This is a genomic window from Flavimaricola marinus, from assembly GCF_900184895.1.
Lineage (GTDB): Bacteria > Pseudomonadota > Alphaproteobacteria > Rhodobacterales > Rhodobacteraceae > Flavimaricola > Flavimaricola marinus.
The window spans coordinates 207,348-225,145 of record NZ_FXZK01000001.1 but is presented as its reverse complement, the minus strand read 5'-3'; the positions used below and the strand labels follow the sequence as shown (position 1 = coordinate 225,145).

General features: G+C 62.3%; 17 protein-coding genes. 13 read left to right on the top strand and 4 right to left on the bottom strand.

From position 1 onward, the window contains the following. Genes LOM8899_RS01120 through LOM8899_RS01105 form a run of 4 tightly spaced genes read right to left on the bottom strand, consistent with a single transcriptional unit; the run spans window position 1 to window position 3,999 of the window. Window positions 1-1,173, bottom strand: a complete 1,173-nt coding sequence (locus tag LOM8899_RS01120) for a M24 family metallopeptidase (protein ID WP_245820400.1) — start codon at window positions 1,171-1,173, stop codon at window positions 1-3. Next, a complete protein-coding gene (locus tag LOM8899_RS01115; RefSeq protein WP_093990323.1) occupies window positions 1,170-2,258 on the bottom strand; it encodes an Ldh family oxidoreductase in 1,089 nt (362 codons plus the stop codon). The genes LOM8899_RS01120 and LOM8899_RS01115 overlap by 4 nt, the downstream gene beginning before the upstream one ends. Then, window positions 2,255-3,133, bottom strand: coding sequence for a DUF4438 domain-containing protein (locus tag LOM8899_RS01110; protein WP_093990322.1), 879 nt, complete (start codon window positions 3,131-3,133; stop codon window positions 2,255-2,257). The genes LOM8899_RS01115 and LOM8899_RS01110 overlap by 4 nt, the downstream gene beginning before the upstream one ends. Continuing rightward, the gene (locus LOM8899_RS01105) at window positions 3,133-3,999 is read right to left on the bottom strand and encodes a DUF4438 domain-containing protein (protein ID WP_093990321.1); all 867 of its coding nucleotides are present in this window, start codon (window positions 3,997-3,999) and stop codon (window positions 3,133-3,135) included. The genes LOM8899_RS01110 and LOM8899_RS01105 overlap by 1 nt, the downstream gene beginning before the upstream one ends. Before the next feature lie 231 nt (window positions 4,000-4,230). On the opposite strand from LOM8899_RS01105, the gene LOM8899_RS01100 reads away from it, so the two are divergent. The 13 genes from LOM8899_RS01100 (at window position 4,231) to LOM8899_RS01040 (ending at window position 17,780) form a co-directional block, all read left to right on the top strand. Further along, window positions 4,231-5,757, top strand: a complete 1,527-nt coding sequence (locus LOM8899_RS01100; RefSeq protein ID WP_093990320.1) for a carboxypeptidase M32 — start codon at window positions 4,231-4,233, stop codon at window positions 5,755-5,757. Window positions 5,758-5,780: 23 nt separating this feature from the next. Further along, window positions 5,781-6,977 carry a pyridoxal phosphate-dependent aminotransferase gene (locus tag LOM8899_RS01095; protein WP_093991345.1) on the top strand — a complete coding sequence of 399 codons (1,197 nt, stop codon included), beginning with the start codon at window positions 5,781-5,783 and terminating at the stop codon, window positions 6,975-6,977. Window positions 6,978-7,013: 36 nt separating this feature from the next. Then, a complete protein-coding gene (locus LOM8899_RS01090; RefSeq protein WP_245820399.1) occupies window positions 7,014-7,502 on the top strand; it encodes a VOC family protein in 489 nt (162 codons plus the stop codon). Next, entirely contained in the window at window positions 7,502-8,500 is a 999-nt protein-coding gene (locus LOM8899_RS01085) for a succinylglutamate desuccinylase/aspartoacylase family protein (protein WP_093990318.1), read from the top strand. Before LOM8899_RS01090 ends, LOM8899_RS01085 begins: the two co-directional genes overlap by 1 nt. Window positions 8,501-8,557: 57 nt before the next feature. Then, window positions 8,558-9,472 carry a polysaccharide deacetylase family protein gene (locus LOM8899_RS01080; RefSeq protein ID WP_093990317.1) on the top strand — a complete coding sequence of 305 codons (915 nt, stop codon included), beginning with the start codon at window positions 8,558-8,560 and terminating at the stop codon, window positions 9,470-9,472. Next, window positions 9,472-10,011, top strand: coding sequence for an ureidoglycolate lyase (locus LOM8899_RS01075; RefSeq protein ID WP_093990316.1), 540 nt, complete (start codon window positions 9,472-9,474; stop codon window positions 10,009-10,011). Before LOM8899_RS01080 ends, LOM8899_RS01075 begins: the two co-directional genes overlap by 1 nt. Before the next feature lie 31 nt (window positions 10,012-10,042). After that, entirely contained in the window at window positions 10,043-10,945 is a 903-nt protein-coding gene (locus LOM8899_RS01070) for a dihydrodipicolinate synthase family protein (RefSeq protein WP_093990315.1), read from the top strand. Next, entirely contained in the window at window positions 10,942-11,868 is a 927-nt protein-coding gene (locus tag LOM8899_RS01065) for an NAD-dependent epimerase/dehydratase family protein (protein WP_093990314.1), read from the top strand. Before LOM8899_RS01070 ends, LOM8899_RS01065 begins: the two co-directional genes overlap by 4 nt. After that, a complete protein-coding gene (locus tag LOM8899_RS01060) occupies window positions 11,865-12,896 on the top strand; it encodes a Gfo/Idh/MocA family protein (RefSeq protein ID WP_093990313.1) in 1,032 nt (343 codons plus the stop codon). Before LOM8899_RS01065 ends, LOM8899_RS01060 begins: the two co-directional genes overlap by 4 nt. A gap of 84 nt (window positions 12,897-12,980) precedes the next feature. Next, on the top strand, window positions 12,981-14,534 hold the full coding sequence (locus LOM8899_RS01055) for an ABC transporter substrate-binding protein (protein ID WP_093990312.1): 1,554 nt from the start codon (window positions 12,981-12,983) through the stop codon (window positions 14,532-14,534). Between the two features lie 71 nt (window positions 14,535-14,605). Beyond that, a complete protein-coding gene (locus LOM8899_RS01050; RefSeq protein WP_093990311.1) occupies window positions 14,606-15,688 on the top strand; it encodes a Gfo/Idh/MocA family protein in 1,083 nt (360 codons plus the stop codon). Next, entirely contained in the window at window positions 15,685-16,407 is a 723-nt protein-coding gene (locus LOM8899_RS01045; protein WP_245820398.1) for an SDR family NAD(P)-dependent oxidoreductase, read from the top strand. The genes LOM8899_RS01050 and LOM8899_RS01045 overlap by 4 nt, the downstream gene beginning before the upstream one ends. After that, window positions 16,404-17,780: a M20/M25/M40 family metallo-hydrolase gene (locus tag LOM8899_RS01040; RefSeq protein ID WP_093990309.1), complete on the top strand. Its 1,377-nt coding sequence runs from the start codon at window positions 16,404-16,406 to the stop codon at window positions 17,778-17,780. The genes LOM8899_RS01045 and LOM8899_RS01040 overlap by 4 nt, the downstream gene beginning before the upstream one ends. Window positions 17,781-17,798: the final 18 nt, after the last annotated feature.

Below are 17,798 nucleotides of genomic sequence, written 5' to 3'. Positions count from 1 at the left end.
TCAGTTGGCGATGACGCGGGCGTCGATCGGAGTTTCGGACTGGAACCGGGACGGCACGGTGACGCCGTTGCCGGTAGGTGTTTCTGTGACGATCATCGTGTCGATGGTGCGGTAGCCGTCGATACCGGGCCGGTAGACGCCCGGTTCGCTGGAATAGATCATGCCCGGCACGATCGGTGTCGTGTCGCCGGGTGCCAGCCACGGAGCTTCGTGTCCTTCGAGCCCCATGCCGTGGCCGATCCGGTGCCGGATGGTATCACCAAGCCCGGCGTTGCGAAGGGCGTCCATCGCCGCCTCGTTCGCCTCGCGGCAGCTCACCCCGGCGGCGCAGGCCGCAATGGCGGCGTTGTTGCAATCCTGCATGGCGCGCATGATGCGGCGTTGCTCGCCCGATATCTCGCCCACGATCAGGGTGACGCCGCTTTCGGCGTGATAGCCGCCAAGGCTCGCCCCAATTCCAGCGATCAGCGTTTCCCCGGCCTGCGGTGTTCTTTCGAGGACTGCGCCGTGGGGCAGGGCGGCGCGGGGGCCGGAATGGACGCTGGCGGTGATGCCCATCGGCGTGCCTGCGAAGACCGTCTTGTGCTTGGCAAAGAGGGCGCCACGGGCGTGAGCCATCGCGTCGGCCATCAAGTCCGCCTCGGTGCCGCCTTGAGCGATGATATCGCCTGCTGCCGCGTGCAACCTGTATAGGAACAGGTCCGCAAAGTGCGCGGCCTCGACGGTCAGTGCGATCTCTTCCGGCTCTTTGATCGCGCGGGCCAGCATTGCATGGTCGACGAGATCGAGCCGCGTCAGCCGATCCCTCGCGGCGTCGAGAAGCGCCGCGTCGAGAGCGTCGATGGCCATGGCGCATGGTCCGATCTGATCGAGCATCCAGAGGACCGGCGGCACTTCGCCGGGGAACTCGTCATAGAACCGGGCATCGATGATGGTGGTCCCTTCGGCGTTTTCCCGTTCCAGCCCCGGCAGGAGCAGGATCGGGTCGCCGTCTACAGGCAACCAGACGCCCATGGGGCGTTCGTTGGCCGAAAGGAAAAGACCTGTGGCATAGGCGAGGTTGGATGCGCGCAAGAGCAACAACCCGTCGAGACCTGCAGCCTCCGCCCGCGCGCGCAGTCGGTCGCGCGCGCGGGCGTGGAACGCCGTGGGGAGGGGAGCGAGATCGCTCACAGCGTTGTTCCGGTGTAGGGGCGGAGCGCGTCGAGCTGGGTTTTCAGGCCCAACTCACGGCCCAGCTCGATCATATCGGCCAATACGACGTCGTCGATCGGCACGCCCCCCGCCGATTTCGCGGCAGTGCGTCGGGCCTCTTGTTCGCCCGGGACGAGGATTTCGTCGAATCCCGGCCGCAGGGCGCGGGATTTGCACATGTCGACGAATTCGCCCATGCGCTTGGCATAGTCGTCGGGGTCCATGAACCACGAGATGTCGATGGCTTGGAAGTAGTGCGAGACGTCGAGTTTGTCGGGATTGGAATAGGGCGTCAGCCCAAAGCCACCGCCCGACAGGACGCCGGTCGTCGCTTCGGTCATGAACGCCAGCCCGTAGCCCTTGTGCCCGCCGATCCCGAGAAGTGCGCCTGCCATCGCGGCCGACGGATCATCGGTTTCCTCGCCGTCAGGGGTCAGCGCCCAGTCGAGCGGCATCTTGCGGCCTTCCCGCTCGTGCCACTTCATCATGCCTTTGCCCGCTGTCGTCAGCGCGATGTCGAGTACCACGGGAAAACCTTTGTCGGAGGGTGCAGCGATGGACCATGGGTTCGTGCCCGTTGCACCTTCCCGCCCGCCCCAAGGGGCCATTTCGGGGCCGGCGTTGGTGTAGGCGATGCCGACACAACCGTGGTCGAGGGCCTGACAGGCGTGAACGGCACTTGATCCGTAATGCGTGGAGTTGCGCACGATGACGGTGCCGATGCCGCCTTCCTTGGCTTTCTTGATCGCCAGACTCATCGCCTTGGCCGCGGCGACGGTACCGATGCCGTTGTGCGCATCGACGAGGGCAAGGGCGGGGCCTTCCTTGAGGATCGACCAGCCAGCACGCGGGTTGACCTCGCCATTACCGATCCGCTCGTGATAGCGGCGCAGGCGCGCGACGCCTTGTCCCTGACCAGGATGGAAGCGCAGCTCAGAGAAGATCAGCGCATTGGCGAAGATACCTGCGTCTTCGTCGGTCAACCCGAGGGCGGCGAAGCCCTCGGTGACGAAGCCGCGCAGCTGTTCGCGGTCAACGTTGGTCATTTTGATCGGAGTGCTCATGCCCGCAACTCCAGAATGTCGGCAATATTGGTGCCGGGCGCGTCGTAGGCACCGAGCTGTCCGGCGGGGGCAGTCATGACGATGGTCATGCCGGGACCGTAGCCAGCGCGTGGGCCGTCCGTCTGTCCGACGATGCCGATCGACATCGCACCGCGCAGGTAGCCGTGATTGTACCGGCTGTCGGTGTCGGCGATTGCCACAACGTCGCCTAAGCGAAGGGAGTCGAGCCGGTGTTTGGCCAGTTCCTCTCGGTCGGTCGACTGCATGTGCAGCGAGCCGCCCTCGGAGGTCAGGCCCGCGCCAGCGCCAACCATGTGCGGAGGCACGGTGGCGACAACGCCGATTTTGAGCACGCCGTCTTCCATTTTCTTAGGCAGCTTGTCGAACAGGGCAGGGGAGAGGGATTTGAACGCCACCTCGGGGCTGTCTGTCGCCACCATCCCAACGCCTTCGCTGCGCACCGTGATCCGGTCATCCACGGCGAGCTTGCGTCGTGTCGCTTCGTCGAAATGCACGATCACCTGATCCGAGAAGCGGCCGGATTTACCGGTGACGACACCTTTTGCGCCCTTGGCGGCACCGGTGACGACCATCGCTTCGTTGCCGACGCAGGCAAAGACGTTGAGGCCCCGGTTCTTGTTCGCATCGGGGTGCGAGATGCTCACACCGGGATGGATGCAATCGCCAGACCAGCCAAATGCGCTGTCGCCGACGCTGACATTGTAGACGATGCCCCCGAAAGTCGGCCAGAGAAAGGCCCGGCCGTCGGCGTCGAGCCGGTAGGGTTCGGCCGGAAGGCCGGAGAGGGATGGATTTGCGACCTGGCCCATGATGGAGACGGCCACGATGTCGGCGGCATTGGTTTTGACGGTCATTATTGTGCTCCGAGGTCGAGAAGGGTGGCAAGATTGGCGGAGGCGTCGACCGTGAAGTCGATCTCGCCGTTGCGCGCGGTCATCAGGGTGAGAATGCCGGGGCCGTGCCCGGTCATGATGCTGTCGCCGTGAATGCACAGGCAGATGGAGACCGCGTCCTTTCGGTAGGATCGGCCCCAATGGTGATCGGCGTGCCGGATGGCAATGAGATCTCCAAGCCGCATCTGGTCGATCCCGAGATCGGCCATCAATGCGCGATCGCCCGACATCAGATCCTGATCGACATATTCAGAGTTGAGCTCGGCGCCCGACCCCATGATCCGCACTGGCAGCTCCATCGCCACCTTTACGTGCAGCCGCCCTGCCTCTTCGGTGATTCCCATTGCGTGAAAAAGGCGCGGGCTCATCTTCTTGAGCGCGACGCCTGGATAGTCGGCAAGTGCGAGCCCCTGACCCTTTGTCATCACTTGGATCTTGTCGCCCGGGGCCATCAGCTCCTGTGCGTCCTCGTCGAACTGGACGAGAATGCGGGCATGTTCGCCAATCACGATACCCTTCGCGCCGGTCGCCATGCCGCTTGTAACGACGGCTTCGTTGCCGATGCAATTGAGGTAGTGCAGCGCATGGTGCCGCCCCGAATCACCCTCGTCATCAATGGAGACGCCGGGTTCGACGTGATCGCCTGCCCACCCAAAGGCCCGATCGCCACACCGGACGTTGTAGGTGATTCCATACATGCCCGGCAGCACCGTCGAAGTGCCGTCGGGATGCGGAATATACTGACCGGGACGCACTGCCGGCGTCGTGATCACGCCGGAGACGGCCATCTCGACCAGTGAGGTTTCATTGGTGGTTGGGCTTGGCATCGAGGGCGGCTCCTTTGTTGGTCTTACGCGGGCGTTGGGGCGAAAGTAGCGTCGGATGGTCGTTGTTTTGGTTTGACACCCGCTGGCTTCCTTGCCATCAGTATATTGTCGACATTGTTCTTGTTGAATGGGATACACGAGCAGAATGTATAGTCAAGCAGGCAGCGTAGGGCATCGTGCGAAGGACCGCACCACAGCCCCGCAGCGCCTTGCAAAAGGAGAGATGCCAATATGAGCTACACTGGGTTGATCGAGGTCATGGGCCGCGTGAACGACTTTTTGAACGCGGGTTCGGTCCTGTCGTGGGATGCCCGCGTCATGATGCCCAAGGGAGGCAGCGCCACCCGTTCCAAGCAATTGTCGACCTTGGCCGTGGCTGCCCGCAACCTGTTGTGCTCGGATGAGGCAAAGCGTGCTCTTGGAGGGGCTGAGAAGGATGTGGCTGGCAAGCCCGAAGACAGCGCCGAAGCCCGGATGGTGGCGCAGGTCCGCGAGGCCATCGACTACCACGAGCGAATCCCTGCAGAGCTTTTGCGGCGCAAGACCGAATTGGGCTCTGAGGCCCACGACGTCTGGGCCGAGGCCCGCCGGAAGGCGGAATTCCCGATTTTTGCCGATGCGCTGACGCAGATGGTCGAGATCAATCGGGAAATGGCTCAGGCGATTGGATACGAAGACCATCCCTATGATGCCCTTATGTATCGGTTCGAGCCGGGCACGACAAAAAAGGGCCTCGATACCCTTTTTGCGCAGCTCCGTGAGGGAATGCTGCCGCTGGTCCGGGCGATTGCCGAGGCGGACGCGCCGAGATCGGACTTTCTGTATCGGGATTATCCCGAAGATCAGCAGATGGCCTTTGCCCTCAAGATGGCGGAGAAGATCGGCTATGATCTCGATCGTGGTCGCCTCGATCTGACGGTGCATCCCTTCGAAGTGTCCTTCACCCGGAACGATGTTCGTATCACCACGCGAGTGGCTCGCGATTTCATGCAGATGTCTTTGTTTGGTGCGCTGCACGAAGCGGGACACGCCATGTATGAGCAAAGCGTCGATCCGGCCTATACCCGCACACCGCTCGCGACAGACCTGATCAGCCTCTACGCCGTCGGTGGCGTCAGCTTTGGTGCCCATGAGAGCCAGTCGCGCCTGTGGGAGAACCACGTCGGCCGCAGTCGCGCCTTCTGGGAAAACCATATGGACGACATCAGGGCAGCGCATCCCGGCCTCCTCGACGACGTCACCACGGAGGAGTTCTACCGCGCGATCAACAAGTCCGAGCCGAGCTTTATTCGGGTTGAGGCCGACGAGTTGACCTACGATTTCCACGTCATGTTGCGGTGCGAGCTGGAGGCCAAGCTGGTGGACGGTTCGCTGGAGGTCAAGGACCTGCCCGAAGCGTGGAACGCCGGCATGAAGGAATACCTCGGTGTCGATGTTCCCGACGACGCCAAGGGAGTCCTGCAGGACGTGCACTGGTCTTCTGGTCAGATCGGGACGTTCTGCAACTACACGGTCGGCAATATCATGGCGGCGCAGTTGTTCGAGACCGCGACGACAGAGGATTCCGCGATTCAGGCAGGTCTGGATGCCGCCGACTACACCCCGCTGCGCGAGTGGCTGAACAGCAACGTGGCCCAGCATGGTCGCCGGTTTACCCGCGACGAATTGCTGGAGAAGGCAACGGGTCGTCCGCTCGATCCCAAGCCGTACCTTGCCTACCTGACGCAGAAATATTCCGAAATCTATTCGCTGGCCTGATGCAGGGCGAGGAGGACCAAGACATGACGATCGACAAACGACTGGCCAAACGGGTCAAACTCTCTGACGGCGCGCTCATCACCAAGATGCTCGACATCGCGGAGGGGCTGGATGATGTGATCAAGCTGGGCCGTGGCGACCCGGATCTCGATACCCCGGCCCATATCATCAAGGCCGGCCAGGAGGCCCTGGCCAACGGGGCGACCCACTATACCCATCCACTGGGCATTCTGCCGCTGCGCGAGGCCATCGCCGACAATATCCGGACCTACGGCGGTGCCGACTATGCCGCCGACGAGATCATGATCACCCCCGGTGGTCAGCAGGGTATGTTCATCATCGCGCTGTCGTTGCTCGACCCCGGCGACGAAATCATCGTGCCGTGCCCCGGCTACAATCCATATCAGCAGGCGGCAGAAATGTCGGACGCTGTGGTGGTCAAGGTTCCGATGACGCTCGAGACCAACTTCACTCTCACAGCAGAGATGGTCGAGGCCCGGATCACCCCGAAATCCAAGATCCTCGTGCTGATCAACCCCAACAATCCGACAGGCACCGTCACCCCGCCCGACGAGGTGCGCAAGATCGCCGAACTGGCAAAGAAGCATGACCTCATCGTGATATCGGACGAGATTTATGCCCGCCTCACCTTTGGCAACAACACCGTGGTGCCGGTGGCCTCGCTGCCGGACATGAAAGAGCGCACCATCACCCTTTCGGGCTTTTCCAAGGCTTATGCGATGACGGGTTGGCGGATCGGCTACCTCGCGGGACCGCGCGCGCTGATCGAGCCTATGTCGGAGGTGAACCATGCCTTTGCCATTTCGACGGCCGCGGTGAGCCAGCACGCCGCGCTTGCAGCGATGACAGGCTCTCAGGATTGCGTCGAAGAGATGCGTCAGACCTACGATGAGCGCCGCGCGGCGATCCTCGAAGGGCTCGACAATATGGGCATGGGCTACGCCGAACCGCAGGGTGCGTTTTATGTCTATGCCAATGTGGCGAGCCTGAACCTCGGTATCACGGCCGGCGAATTCTGTGAGCGCCTTTTGGCGGAGGGTCGGGTGATGATGTATCCCGGCACGATCTATGGCGATCACACCGATGATTTCATTCGCATGTCGATGACGCAGCCGGTCGACCGCATTCGAACGGCGATGTCGCGCATGGCCGCGGTCGTCGAAAGCTTTCGCGCAGATGCGCGCACACCTGCCGAATAGACCCGGCGATCCGCAAATTCACAACAGGACAGCATCATGACCAAATCCGACAATCCGAACGTCAAGAGCATCAAGCACATGGCCTTCGCCGTGCGCGACGCCGAAGCCGCTTTGGCAACCTACGCGCGCTTTCTCGATGTGCCAGCCGATACCGAGATCACCCATTTCCCGAAATCCGGCAACAAGGTTGCCTTGTTCGATCTGGGCGGCATTGAATATCAGCTCTGCCAGTCGACCGAGAAGGGTGGCCGCTTCGATGCGTGGATCGAAGAGCGAGGCGCCGAGGGATTGCACCACATCTGCTATGAGGTGGACGACATCGACGCCGCATTGGCCCATGCCCAGAAGCAGGGTGCTTCCCTGCGCGAATGCAAGGCCTGCAAGAAGTTCGGCAGCCATGCCCACCCCGAAGGTTGGGTCGCCTTTTTGGACAACGATGCCGGCGGCATCGAGATCGAATTCATGCAGGTCTACACGCCCGCCCAGCTGAAAGCCTGGGAAGAGGGCGGAGCGGAGGCAGTCTGATGGCCACGCAAGAGAACGAGAGCCTGACGGTCGGCACCGCGACCGCGAAACCCGGCGAAGTTGTGCGTGGCGCTATTCCCGGCCCGGATATCGCGGGCGGCGTCAAGGTCGATATCCCTGTCGTCGTCATCAACGGTGCGAGCGCCGGTCCGACGTTCTGGGTCAACGCGGCCATTCATGGCGATGAACCCGAAGGGCCGTTGGCGTGCATGCTTGCCCGAGAGCAGATCGATGCCTCCAAGCTGCGCGGCGCCGTCGTTCTGGTGCCCTGCGTGAACCCGATTGCCTTCTCTGCGGCAGAGCGCGGCAACCCGCTCGACACGTTTGCCTATGACATGAACCGGATTTACCCCGGCAAACCCGAGGGCTATTTCACCGACCGTCTGGCCCACGCACATTGGGAAGCGATGAAAGACGTGGCCGATATGGAGATTTCGATCCATTCGGGCGGCGCTCATTCCTTCCTCGACAAGGCGATCTTTGTCGATGAGCGACCGGAGAGCGTTGAACTGGCCAAGGCCATGGGCGCAGGCTGGGGATGCATCATGTCCAACTTCACCAAGTCGGGCAGTCCGATGGCGGCGTTGAACGGCGCTGGCAAGGTCGGCATCACGGTGGAACTGGGCGGCCGGTCCTACACCTCGCCCGAGCGGTTCCGCTATGTGGGCGCCGAGTTGGCAAAGTCGATCATCAACATCTGCTATCACTACGACATGCTGGACGGCGAGGCGACCTATCCGGACGATGCGACCATAGGTCAACAAGAGGCACTTCTCGCGCCGGCGTCAGGCATATTCCTGCCCGAAGAGGGCGTCGATTTCCTGACGATGATGAAGAAGGGCGACCGCATCGCCCGGATCGTCAACATCTTTGGCGACGAGGTCGGCGCTTTGCATGCACCCGCCGACGGAATGTTTTTTGGATTGCGCGCCCTGCCAAACGTCAACGCCGGCGACTGGTGCTGCTTCTTCAACAAGGTGGAGGGGCCACGTGACTAAGAGCGCGAGTGATATGGTTTCGATGTTTTACGGTCGATCAGGACGGGCGGTGACCAAGTGAGCCGCCCGCGCGATCTGGCTGGCTACGGCCCGAACCCGCCCAGCATTCGCTGGCCGGGCGGGGCAGGGCTGGCGGTGAATTTCGTTCTCAACGTCGAGGAAGGCTCGGAATACTCGATCGAGGACGGCGATGGCCGTTCCGAGGCCGCTTTGACCGAGGTGCGGGCAAGCCGGGTGCCGCTCGGGAGCCGCGACCTTGCCGCAGAGAGTATGTATGAATACGGCTCCCGAGTCGGCTTCTGGAGACTGCACCGCCTCTTTACCGAACGCGGCGTTCCGCTGACGGTCTTTGCCAGTGCTCAGGCGTTGGAACGCAGTCCTGACATCGCGGCGGCCATCGCCGCGACGGATTGGGATATCTGCGCACACGGCATGCGATGGATCGAGCACTACCTGATCGACCGCGAGACCGAAGAACGGCACATCGCGCAGGCCCACGAAAGCCTGACCCGCAGCGTAGGGCGCGCGCCTCGTGGCTGGTATTGCCGATATTCGGCCTCGGCATCGACCCGCGAGCTCGTGCAGGCCCATGGCGGTTTCGACTATGACAGCGATGCCTACAACGACGATCTGCCATACTGGACTTCGGGGCCGAAGGGACCCCATCTGGTCATCCCCTACTCCATGGTCACGAACGACGCGAAACTGCTGTCGGGAGACGTCTATTCTGGCCGCGATTATGCCAACTACCTGATCGACACCTTTGATGTCCTGCAGGCGGAATCGCGCGACATGCCGCGGATGATGTCCATTGGTCTGCATGCTCGGGTGATCGGTCATCCGGGGCGGATAGCCGGACTGATCCGGTTCATGGACCACATCAAGGACGCTCCTGATGTTTGGCTCTGCCGACGTGATGAAATCGCGGACCACTGGCGTGCCCATGTGCCACCCCCGGAGGCGAACGCGTGATGCCTGACAGCGATCCCAGACATCATCTGACGGCGTCTCACCAAGACCCGAGCCTGGTTGGAATTCAACTTCGACTGATGCCGCCGGACCCGGAAGCCTTCGCCCCCTATGGCCGCTTTGTGACGCCGCCCGACCGCCCGGGTGAGCGCGCCTTCTACAGCGATGCCTTTGCCGAGCACCCGGACGACACCTCGGCCGTCGTCCATGTGAACTTCGTCAGGCAAACGCCGTTGCCGATCACCGCGTCGCAAGTCGAGCGGCATCCATACGCGGCACAGTGTTTTCTGCCGCTCGACGTGGAGCGATATGTCGTCGTCGTCATGCCGTCAAACGACAACGGCGATCCCGATCCAAGCAGGGCTTGTGCCTTCGACATGCCCGGTTCCATCGGCGTGATCTATGCGCCCAACGTCTGGCACCTCGGCGCGTCCGTCATGGAGCGCGATGGCCATTTCGCCGTGATGATGTGGCGCGGCGGTGCGCAGGCGGATGACGAGTTTCGCCATATCCCGCCGATCACACTTATCGACGCCCCCTAGTTCAAGACCCAACAAACCCGAAAGGTCCGACATGACCCCGCGCAAGATCGAATTGTTCGTCCCGGCGATCACCCCATTCGCAGCAGACCTCTCAGTCGACACCGGTCGCTTTGTAGCCCATTCCAAGGGATTGCTGGCATCTGGCGCCCACGGCCTCGCGCCTTTCGGGACAACCAGTGAAGCCAATTCCCTGACAGTCGCCGAACGGATGTCGGCGCTTGAAGCTCTTGTCGAGGCAGGAATTCCCGCAGAGCAATTGATTCCCGGCACAGGGTGCTGCGCGGCGGCGGACAGCATCGCCTTGTCGGCCCATGCGACAAAACTCGGCTGTCGGGGGGTGCTTATGCTGCCCCCGTTCTTCTACAAGGGCGTCAGCGACACAGGTGTCTTTGACGCCTACGCACAGGTGATTGAAGCGGTGGGTCCGGGTCTCAGGGTCTACCTCTACCATATCCCGCAGATGTCGGGTGTGCCGATCACTCTGCCGCTGATCGAGCGGTTGATCGCTGCTTATCCTGGCGTGATTGCCGGTCTCAAGGATAGCAGCGGATCGTGGGAAAACACCGCGTCTGTGATCGCGGCCTTTCCACAGATCGACACCTATTCCGCCTCTGAAACGATGATCCCGGAAAACGTTGCCGCGGGTGGGGCAGGTTGCATCAGTGCTAGTTCCAACGTCAATCCGGCTGGTATCCGTGCGCTGATCGACGGGCTGAATGGTCCCGATCACGGCGCACTGCACGAGCAGGTCAGCGCGGTGCGTCGCCTTTTCGAGGGTGTGCCGCTGATCCCGGGGATCAAGGCCGCGGTGGCGGCGCAGAAGAACGACCCTGAATTCGCCCGCGTCCGACCGCCCTTTGTGGCAACCGGTTCGGAACATGCTGCCGATATCGCGGACGCGGTGCGCATTGCCGGAGCGCAAGACCGGGAATGACCAAGGCACCGATCCTTGTCACCGGCGCGGGCGGCTTCGTCTGCTCAGAGATTGCGGCCGCTTTAATAAGTGCAGGTCAAGCCGTCGTGGCGACCGACCGGGTGATCGATGCCGCAACGCGCGACCGGTTGACAGGATCGCAATTGATCGAGGCGCCGATCGAAGTGGCGCTCGACCAGATCGGAGAGATCAGCGCCGTCATTCACGGCGCGGCCTTGACTGCCGACCCGAAGGCCCTTGGCATCACCGCAGCGGAGCATCTGGCGCGCAACGTCGGAATGTTGACCGCGAGCCTTGCCGCAGCGCGTCGGGCCGGTGCCCGGCGGGCCCTGTTCCTGAGTTCCATGGGGGTCTTTTCCGCGACAGACGCCCCGGCACGGGAGGGACGGTTCACCGAAGCCACGCTGCCGACCGGTCGCATCCCCTATGCCGCCGCCAAGCAAGCCGGGGAGATCGTCACGCGCGCCGCGGCCGACACGCAGATGGAGACGCTCTCGGTACGGCTTGGCAATATCGCAGGTCCATTCGAAGCGGTCCGTGAAAGTCGCCAGCACCTCTGTCTGGTCGGCCGGATGATTGCCGAGGCACGCTCGCGCGGCCGGATCACGGTCAGCGATCCTGACGGCCGACGCGAATGGGCGTGGTTGCCGGACCTGGCAGGAGGCATAGCGGGCTTGATGACAGCACCGTGGGGCAGGGCGTCGGTCCTGCATGCGGGCACGCCGCCTGTGGTCAGCCATCTCGAGCTTGCTCAGGCAATCGTTGCGCGAATGCCGGGTGTCGAGGTCGAGGTCTCGACGAGCAAAGCCGAAGCGATCCGCCCGCCGATGGGCAGCCAGTTCGACGGGCCGCTGCAAGACGTTTGCTGGACCTCGCCCGACGATTTCCTCGATCTACTCCTTGCCGAGCCGGTGACAGCATGACCCCTTTACGCCTGATCGTCGTGGGCCTGGGCGCGCGGGCACGTACCTGGCTGAGTGTGGTGCGTGCAAACCCTGACGTGCAGATCGTTGCCCTATGCGATCCCGACGCGCGCGCAAGGGATCGTGCAGCGCACGATTTCCCCGGTGTGGCAGTTGCCGCGGATCTGTCCGAGGTCACCGGCGTCGCTGCGGACGCTGCATTGTTGTGCACCCCGCCCGGCGGCCGCGACGCGCTGATCGAGACCTGTTGCGCTCATGGTATCGCGATACTAGCCGAGAAGCCTCTGGCAGATAGCGTTGCGAGCGCGAGCAAGTTTGTCGACATGGCCGAGAGTGCCGGCGTGCCATTGATCGTCGGGCTCAATTTTCGCTATCTCGGCGTGACGCAGGCACTGCGCAAAGCGCTCGACGGTGGTGACTACGGCAGCCCGGAATTTGGCAGGTTTCTGTACGAGCGGTGGCGCGACGGCCGCCAGCCGCGCCTCAACAAGTATCCGCTGACCATGCCGCATCCGATGCTATGGGAGCAGTCGATCCATCACTTCGATATCATGCGCTACGTCTACCGGGCCGAGCCGGCCTATGTGCAGGCACAAACCTTCAACCCGTCCTGGTCGATGTACGAGGGTGATGCGAACGTCTCGGCGCTCTTCGGGTTTCACGGCGGCATACGGGTCAATTACCAAGGCACCTGGGCCGCGGGCATCGACCGGTTGGACTTTGATTGGCGAACCGATTGCACGGGCGGTATCGTCGTGCAGCGCGAGATGTTCGGCAATCTGGCCGCGGGGCGACGTCACGACGCCGAATTAACCCCGATCCCCTTGCCGGAACATGAGCCCTGGATCAGCGATGCGACGGATCTTCTGGCGATGTTCGTTGCCATTTTTCGCGGTGCGGCACCCGAATGCACCGGTCGCGATCACCTTCAATCTCTCTACATGCTCGAAGCCTGCATCCGGGCCTCCGCGCGCCGTGCCACCGTCGAAATCGAGGAGGTCCGCGCCGACGCCATGCCCAAAGCCTGACGGCACAGCCATTCAAATAAGAGCCCATCCAATGGGCCGAACCCACCCGAGACTTCGTTCTCTCTCCAACAGCAAGGAAAAAACATGAAGATCCTCCCATCGCTTCTTGTCACTACGCTTGCCTTTGGGTTGCCGTCACTCGCGGCAGCGCAGGCACAGCCGGGGCCGGATACACTGGTCGTCGGCCTGAGCGCCGATGCCAGCACGTTCGAACCCGGCGAAATCCGTTCCATGGACAATTCCAATATCGCCCGTCTGATCTATACCGCACTCACGCGGATCGACGCCGAGGGCAACATCGTGCCGCGCCTCGCCACCGACTGGACGATGAGCGACGACGGCACGCGTATCGAGTTCACCATTCCCGAAGGATATGTCTGCGAGGACGGTGAACCTTTGACGGCCGAAGACGTCGCCTATTCGTGGAACCGTGCCGCAGATCTCGAAAATGCCTTCGCGGGCAACACGCCCGGATTTGTTTATACCTCGATGGCCTTTGCGGGCGCCGAAGTGGTCGATGACCTGACCGTGGCGATCCTGAGCGAGCGGGATACCGGCATGGGGCTGGGGTTCTCGTCTCAGGTGTTCATCCACTGCAAGGACAGCTTCGAGGCGATGAGCCTAGACGAGATCGCGCGCGCGCCCGTGTCGTCCGGCGAATACCGATTGGTGGAATGGAACATCGGTTCGGGCCTCACGCTGGAGAAATGGCAGGGCGAGGGAAATTTCGAGAACATCGTGTTCCGCGTCATTCCCGAAGCCTCGACGCGTATCGCCGAACTTTTGGCGGGCAATGTCGACATCATCACCAACGTGCTGCCCGATCAGTCGGACCTGATCAATGCCTCCGGCGTCGCCGAAGTACAGGTCGTGCAGGGCCTGCGCCGGATGTATATCGGCTTCAACCAATCCGAGATCTTCGACGGTGTCGCAGGAGAGGCAGTCCGCAACGAGGATGTGCGCCGGGCACTGCAATACGCGGTCGATGTGCCGGCAATTTGCAGCCAGTTGCTGAATTTCGAATGCGAACGAGCCACGGGTCTCGTCAATCCACCCAACGGCAACCCTAATATCGAACCCTATCCGTACGATCCCGAAACAGCTGAACGCTTGCTGGACGAGGCGGGGTATCCGCGCGGAGAGGACGGCGTTCGTTTTGAGATCACGCTACAATCTCCGCGCGGTCGCTATCTGAACGATGCCAACGTGGCGCTCGCCGTGGGCGCTTTCCTGACCGATGTGGGCGTGAAAACCGAGGTCGAACTGCTCGAGTGGTCCTCCGTCTATGTGCCCCTCATTCGCGAGCACGACGCGGGACCGCTGTTCCTGCTCGGCTCCGGGGGTGCGCTTTGGAGCGTGCTGTATGACATGGCCGTCATGGCCACGGTCGAAAGCGGCCCGAACTACACCGACTGGTCAGATCCGCGCTGGTTCGACCGGTGGGCGGATATCGCCGCCGCGGAGACGCCCGAGGAGGAACGCGCGGTAATCGATGAGATGCTGCAGGTGTTCTACGACTACGGCCCGTGGTTGCACATGTACTACCAGCCCGACTTCTACGGGGTGAGCAAACGCATCGAATGGACCGCCCGCCGCGACGAGCACGTCGATCTATGGGACGTGACGCTCGCAAACTAAGCGAAATTGCAAACTCTGGCGGCCCCGCGATCAGCGCCGGGCCGCCAATCACCGCTGAAAGGGATCAGACAATGTTGAACGTTGGTATCATCGGGGCCAGTTTTGCCCGCGACGCCTATTTGCCCGCATTTGCCCATATCGATGGCGCCAAGGTCGTGGCGCTTGCCTCTGGCCGGATGAGCAGCGCCCAAAAGGCCGCCGATCCGCATGGCATCGAGGCCGTCTATGACGACTGGGAAGCGATGCTGGCCGCCCACGATCTCGATCTGGTGTGTATCGCGACGCCGACTGTCATGCATGCGCCTATGACGCTTGCCGCCTTGGGCCGCGGGGCGAGTGTTCTGTGCGAAAAGCCCACGGCGATGAACGCCGGCGAAGCCCGCGATATGCTTGAAGCCGCTCGGGCGGCGAAGCGGCTGCACATGATCGATCACGAGTTGCGGTTCAATCCGACCCGTGCGCGGATCGCGGAAATGATCCACAATGGTGATCTGGGCGAGATCCGCCACGTCAACATTGCCAACATCGGCGCCTCTTGGGCCGACCCCGCGAGCCGCCCGAAAGGGGACTGGTGGTCCGATGCCGCTATGGGCGGTGGTCGTCTGGGGGCGAACGGTTCGCATCAGGTGGACATGCTGCGCTGGTGGCTTGGCGAGCCTGCATCGGTCGTGGGACAGGCGCTGACCGTGGTGCCAGACCGGATCGACAAGGCCACTGGCGAGAAGTGGACGGCGACCTCTGACGATCTTTCTCACTTCACGTTGGAAATGCAGTCGGGCGCGCTGGCGCAGGTATTCATGTCAGGTGTGGCCGCCGCGAATATTGGCAACATGACGCAGGTCTTTGGATCAAAAGGCACGATCACGCTGAACAATGCGGACGAGAAACTGTTCTTTGCAAAGGCCGGGCAGAGTTTTGAGGAGGTGCCGGTCGATGTGCCGGATGCGCGGCTTGATGGTCTTAACAAGGGCATATGGAACGTCTCCGTCCTTGCAGCTTTGCGTGAGCTGACGGGGGCGATCGCCGAAAAGCGCGAATTGACCCACGGGGCGACATTCGTGGACGGGCTTCGCAACCAGATGGTGCTCGACGCAGTCGTCGCCTCGACCGCCAGCCGCAAATGGGAAGACCTCGATATGGCGAGCGCATCGTGACGTTGGCGCTTTCAGGTCAACGGGTGATCATCACCGGAGCGGGACAGGGGCTGGGCGCCGCTATCGCGCGGGTGTTTGCGAGGCATGGCGCCGATCTCGTGCTGATGGACGTGGATACGGCAGGGATGGCGGCGGTGAACGACGCAATCGGCGGCATCGCCCTGTGCCTGACCGTTGATCTTGCGGACGCCAAGGCTACGGAAGCGGCCATCGCGGCCATCCCCGGTCCGGTCGATACGCTGATCCACAACGCCGCGATCCTGCGGCCAGAGCCACTCGAGGCTGTCAGCTTCGAGACTTTCACCGCGACGATGAACGTCGGTATCCAGGCGGCGTTCCAGCTGTCTCAAGCCGTCTGGTCGGGGATGAAGTCGAAGGGTGGCGGGGCGCTGATCTTTGTCTCGTCGCAATCTGGCATCAAGGGATTTGTCGACGAGACCGCCTATTGCGCGGCCAAACATGCTCTCGAAGGGTTTTCGAAGTGCCTCGCGATGGAGGGGGAGGCGCACGGCATCGTGTCCTGCACGATCACGCCGGGTCGGGCCATGCACACGCCCATGTCTGAGCGGAATTATCCGCCGGAACTCAAGGCCGAATGGATCGAGCCCGAGCGCCTGGCGCCCGCCTTTGTCCACATCGCCACCACCCGCGACGCCACTTTCTCGGGCCAACGCCTGAACGCGTGGGAACTGTCGCAAGATCAGGGGACTGACACATGACACACGCGCCATCCGAGGCCATGAAGGAAATCTATGACTGGATCGACGCACATGCAGACGAGTGTATCGCCGATCTGCAAGCCTTTGTGCAGCAGCCTTCCGTTTCCGCGCAGGACATCGGGTTGCGTGAATGTGCGGCCTTGATCCGTGACATGATGCATCGCGACGGACTGCCAGCGGAATTCCACGAGCTGGAGGAGGGACCACCGGTGGTCTACGGCGAGGTGCCTTCGAAATCCCGCAAGACGCTGCTGTGCTATTCCCATTACGATGTGCAGCCGCCCGAACCGATCGAAGCGTGGAGCCACGGCGGACCCTGGTCCGGTGCCGTTGTAGACGGTGTCCTGTATGGACGCGGAGCCACCGACAACAAATCCGGCGTTCTGGCCTTCAACAAGGCGGCCAAGGCGTTCATGGCGGTGCGCGGCGAGGTCCCGGTGGGGCTGAAGCTGCTCATTGAGGGCGAAGAGGAGATTGGTTCTCCCAACCTTGGGCCTTGGGCCAAGAAGAACGCCGAGATGCTGGAGGCCGACGGGATGCACTGCCTCGACGGCAGCCTAGAGATCGGCGTCGAGGTGCCGGATGTGTCGCTGGGGCTGAAGTCGGTGCTGTTTGTCGAACTCATCGCGCGCGGGCCGCGCACTGACGTGCATTCACTGAACGCACCTTTGGTGCCGAACCCGGTCTGGGATCTGGTGCATGCGCTTGCCACGATCATGGATCGCAACAAGAACATTCTCATCCCCGACTGGGCCGAGGGCATCTATGTGCCCAACGACGAAGATATGGGGTATCTGGCAGACAAGGCCGCTCGCATTGATTTCGGCATGCTCAAGGAAGAGATGGGTGTCGACCAGTTTGCTCTCGGTCGCGACGGTGTCGATGCGCTGAAGGCCCGGACCTATGAGCCGACGGCGAACATTCAGGGCATCACCGGTGGCTATACCGGCAAAGGCACCAAGACGATCGTTCCGTCAGAGGCCCGAGTCCGCATGGATTTCCGCCTCATCCCAAACATTTCGCCCGCCAAGGCCATCGTGAAGCTGCGTGAACACCTGAAAGCCCAAGGCTTCGACAACATCGAAGTGAAGGGTGAGGCGCGGACCGAAGACCCCTACAAGATCAGCGCCCGCGAAGACATCAGCGTGTCGATCATCGCCGCCGCGCATGAGGTCTATGGCGAGCCACCGATCGTCAACGGGGTCTCGGCCGAGGGGGCGATCCTGAAACACGTTTGGATCCCCTGCGTGCTCACCGGCTTTGCCAATCCCGGCTGCAACCTGCACGCGCCGGACGAGAACATTCACATTGATAAGTACATTAAGGGCATCAAATACGCCGCCGCCATCATGGAACATTTTGGCCGCTCGTGACGCCCGAACAGGAGACTG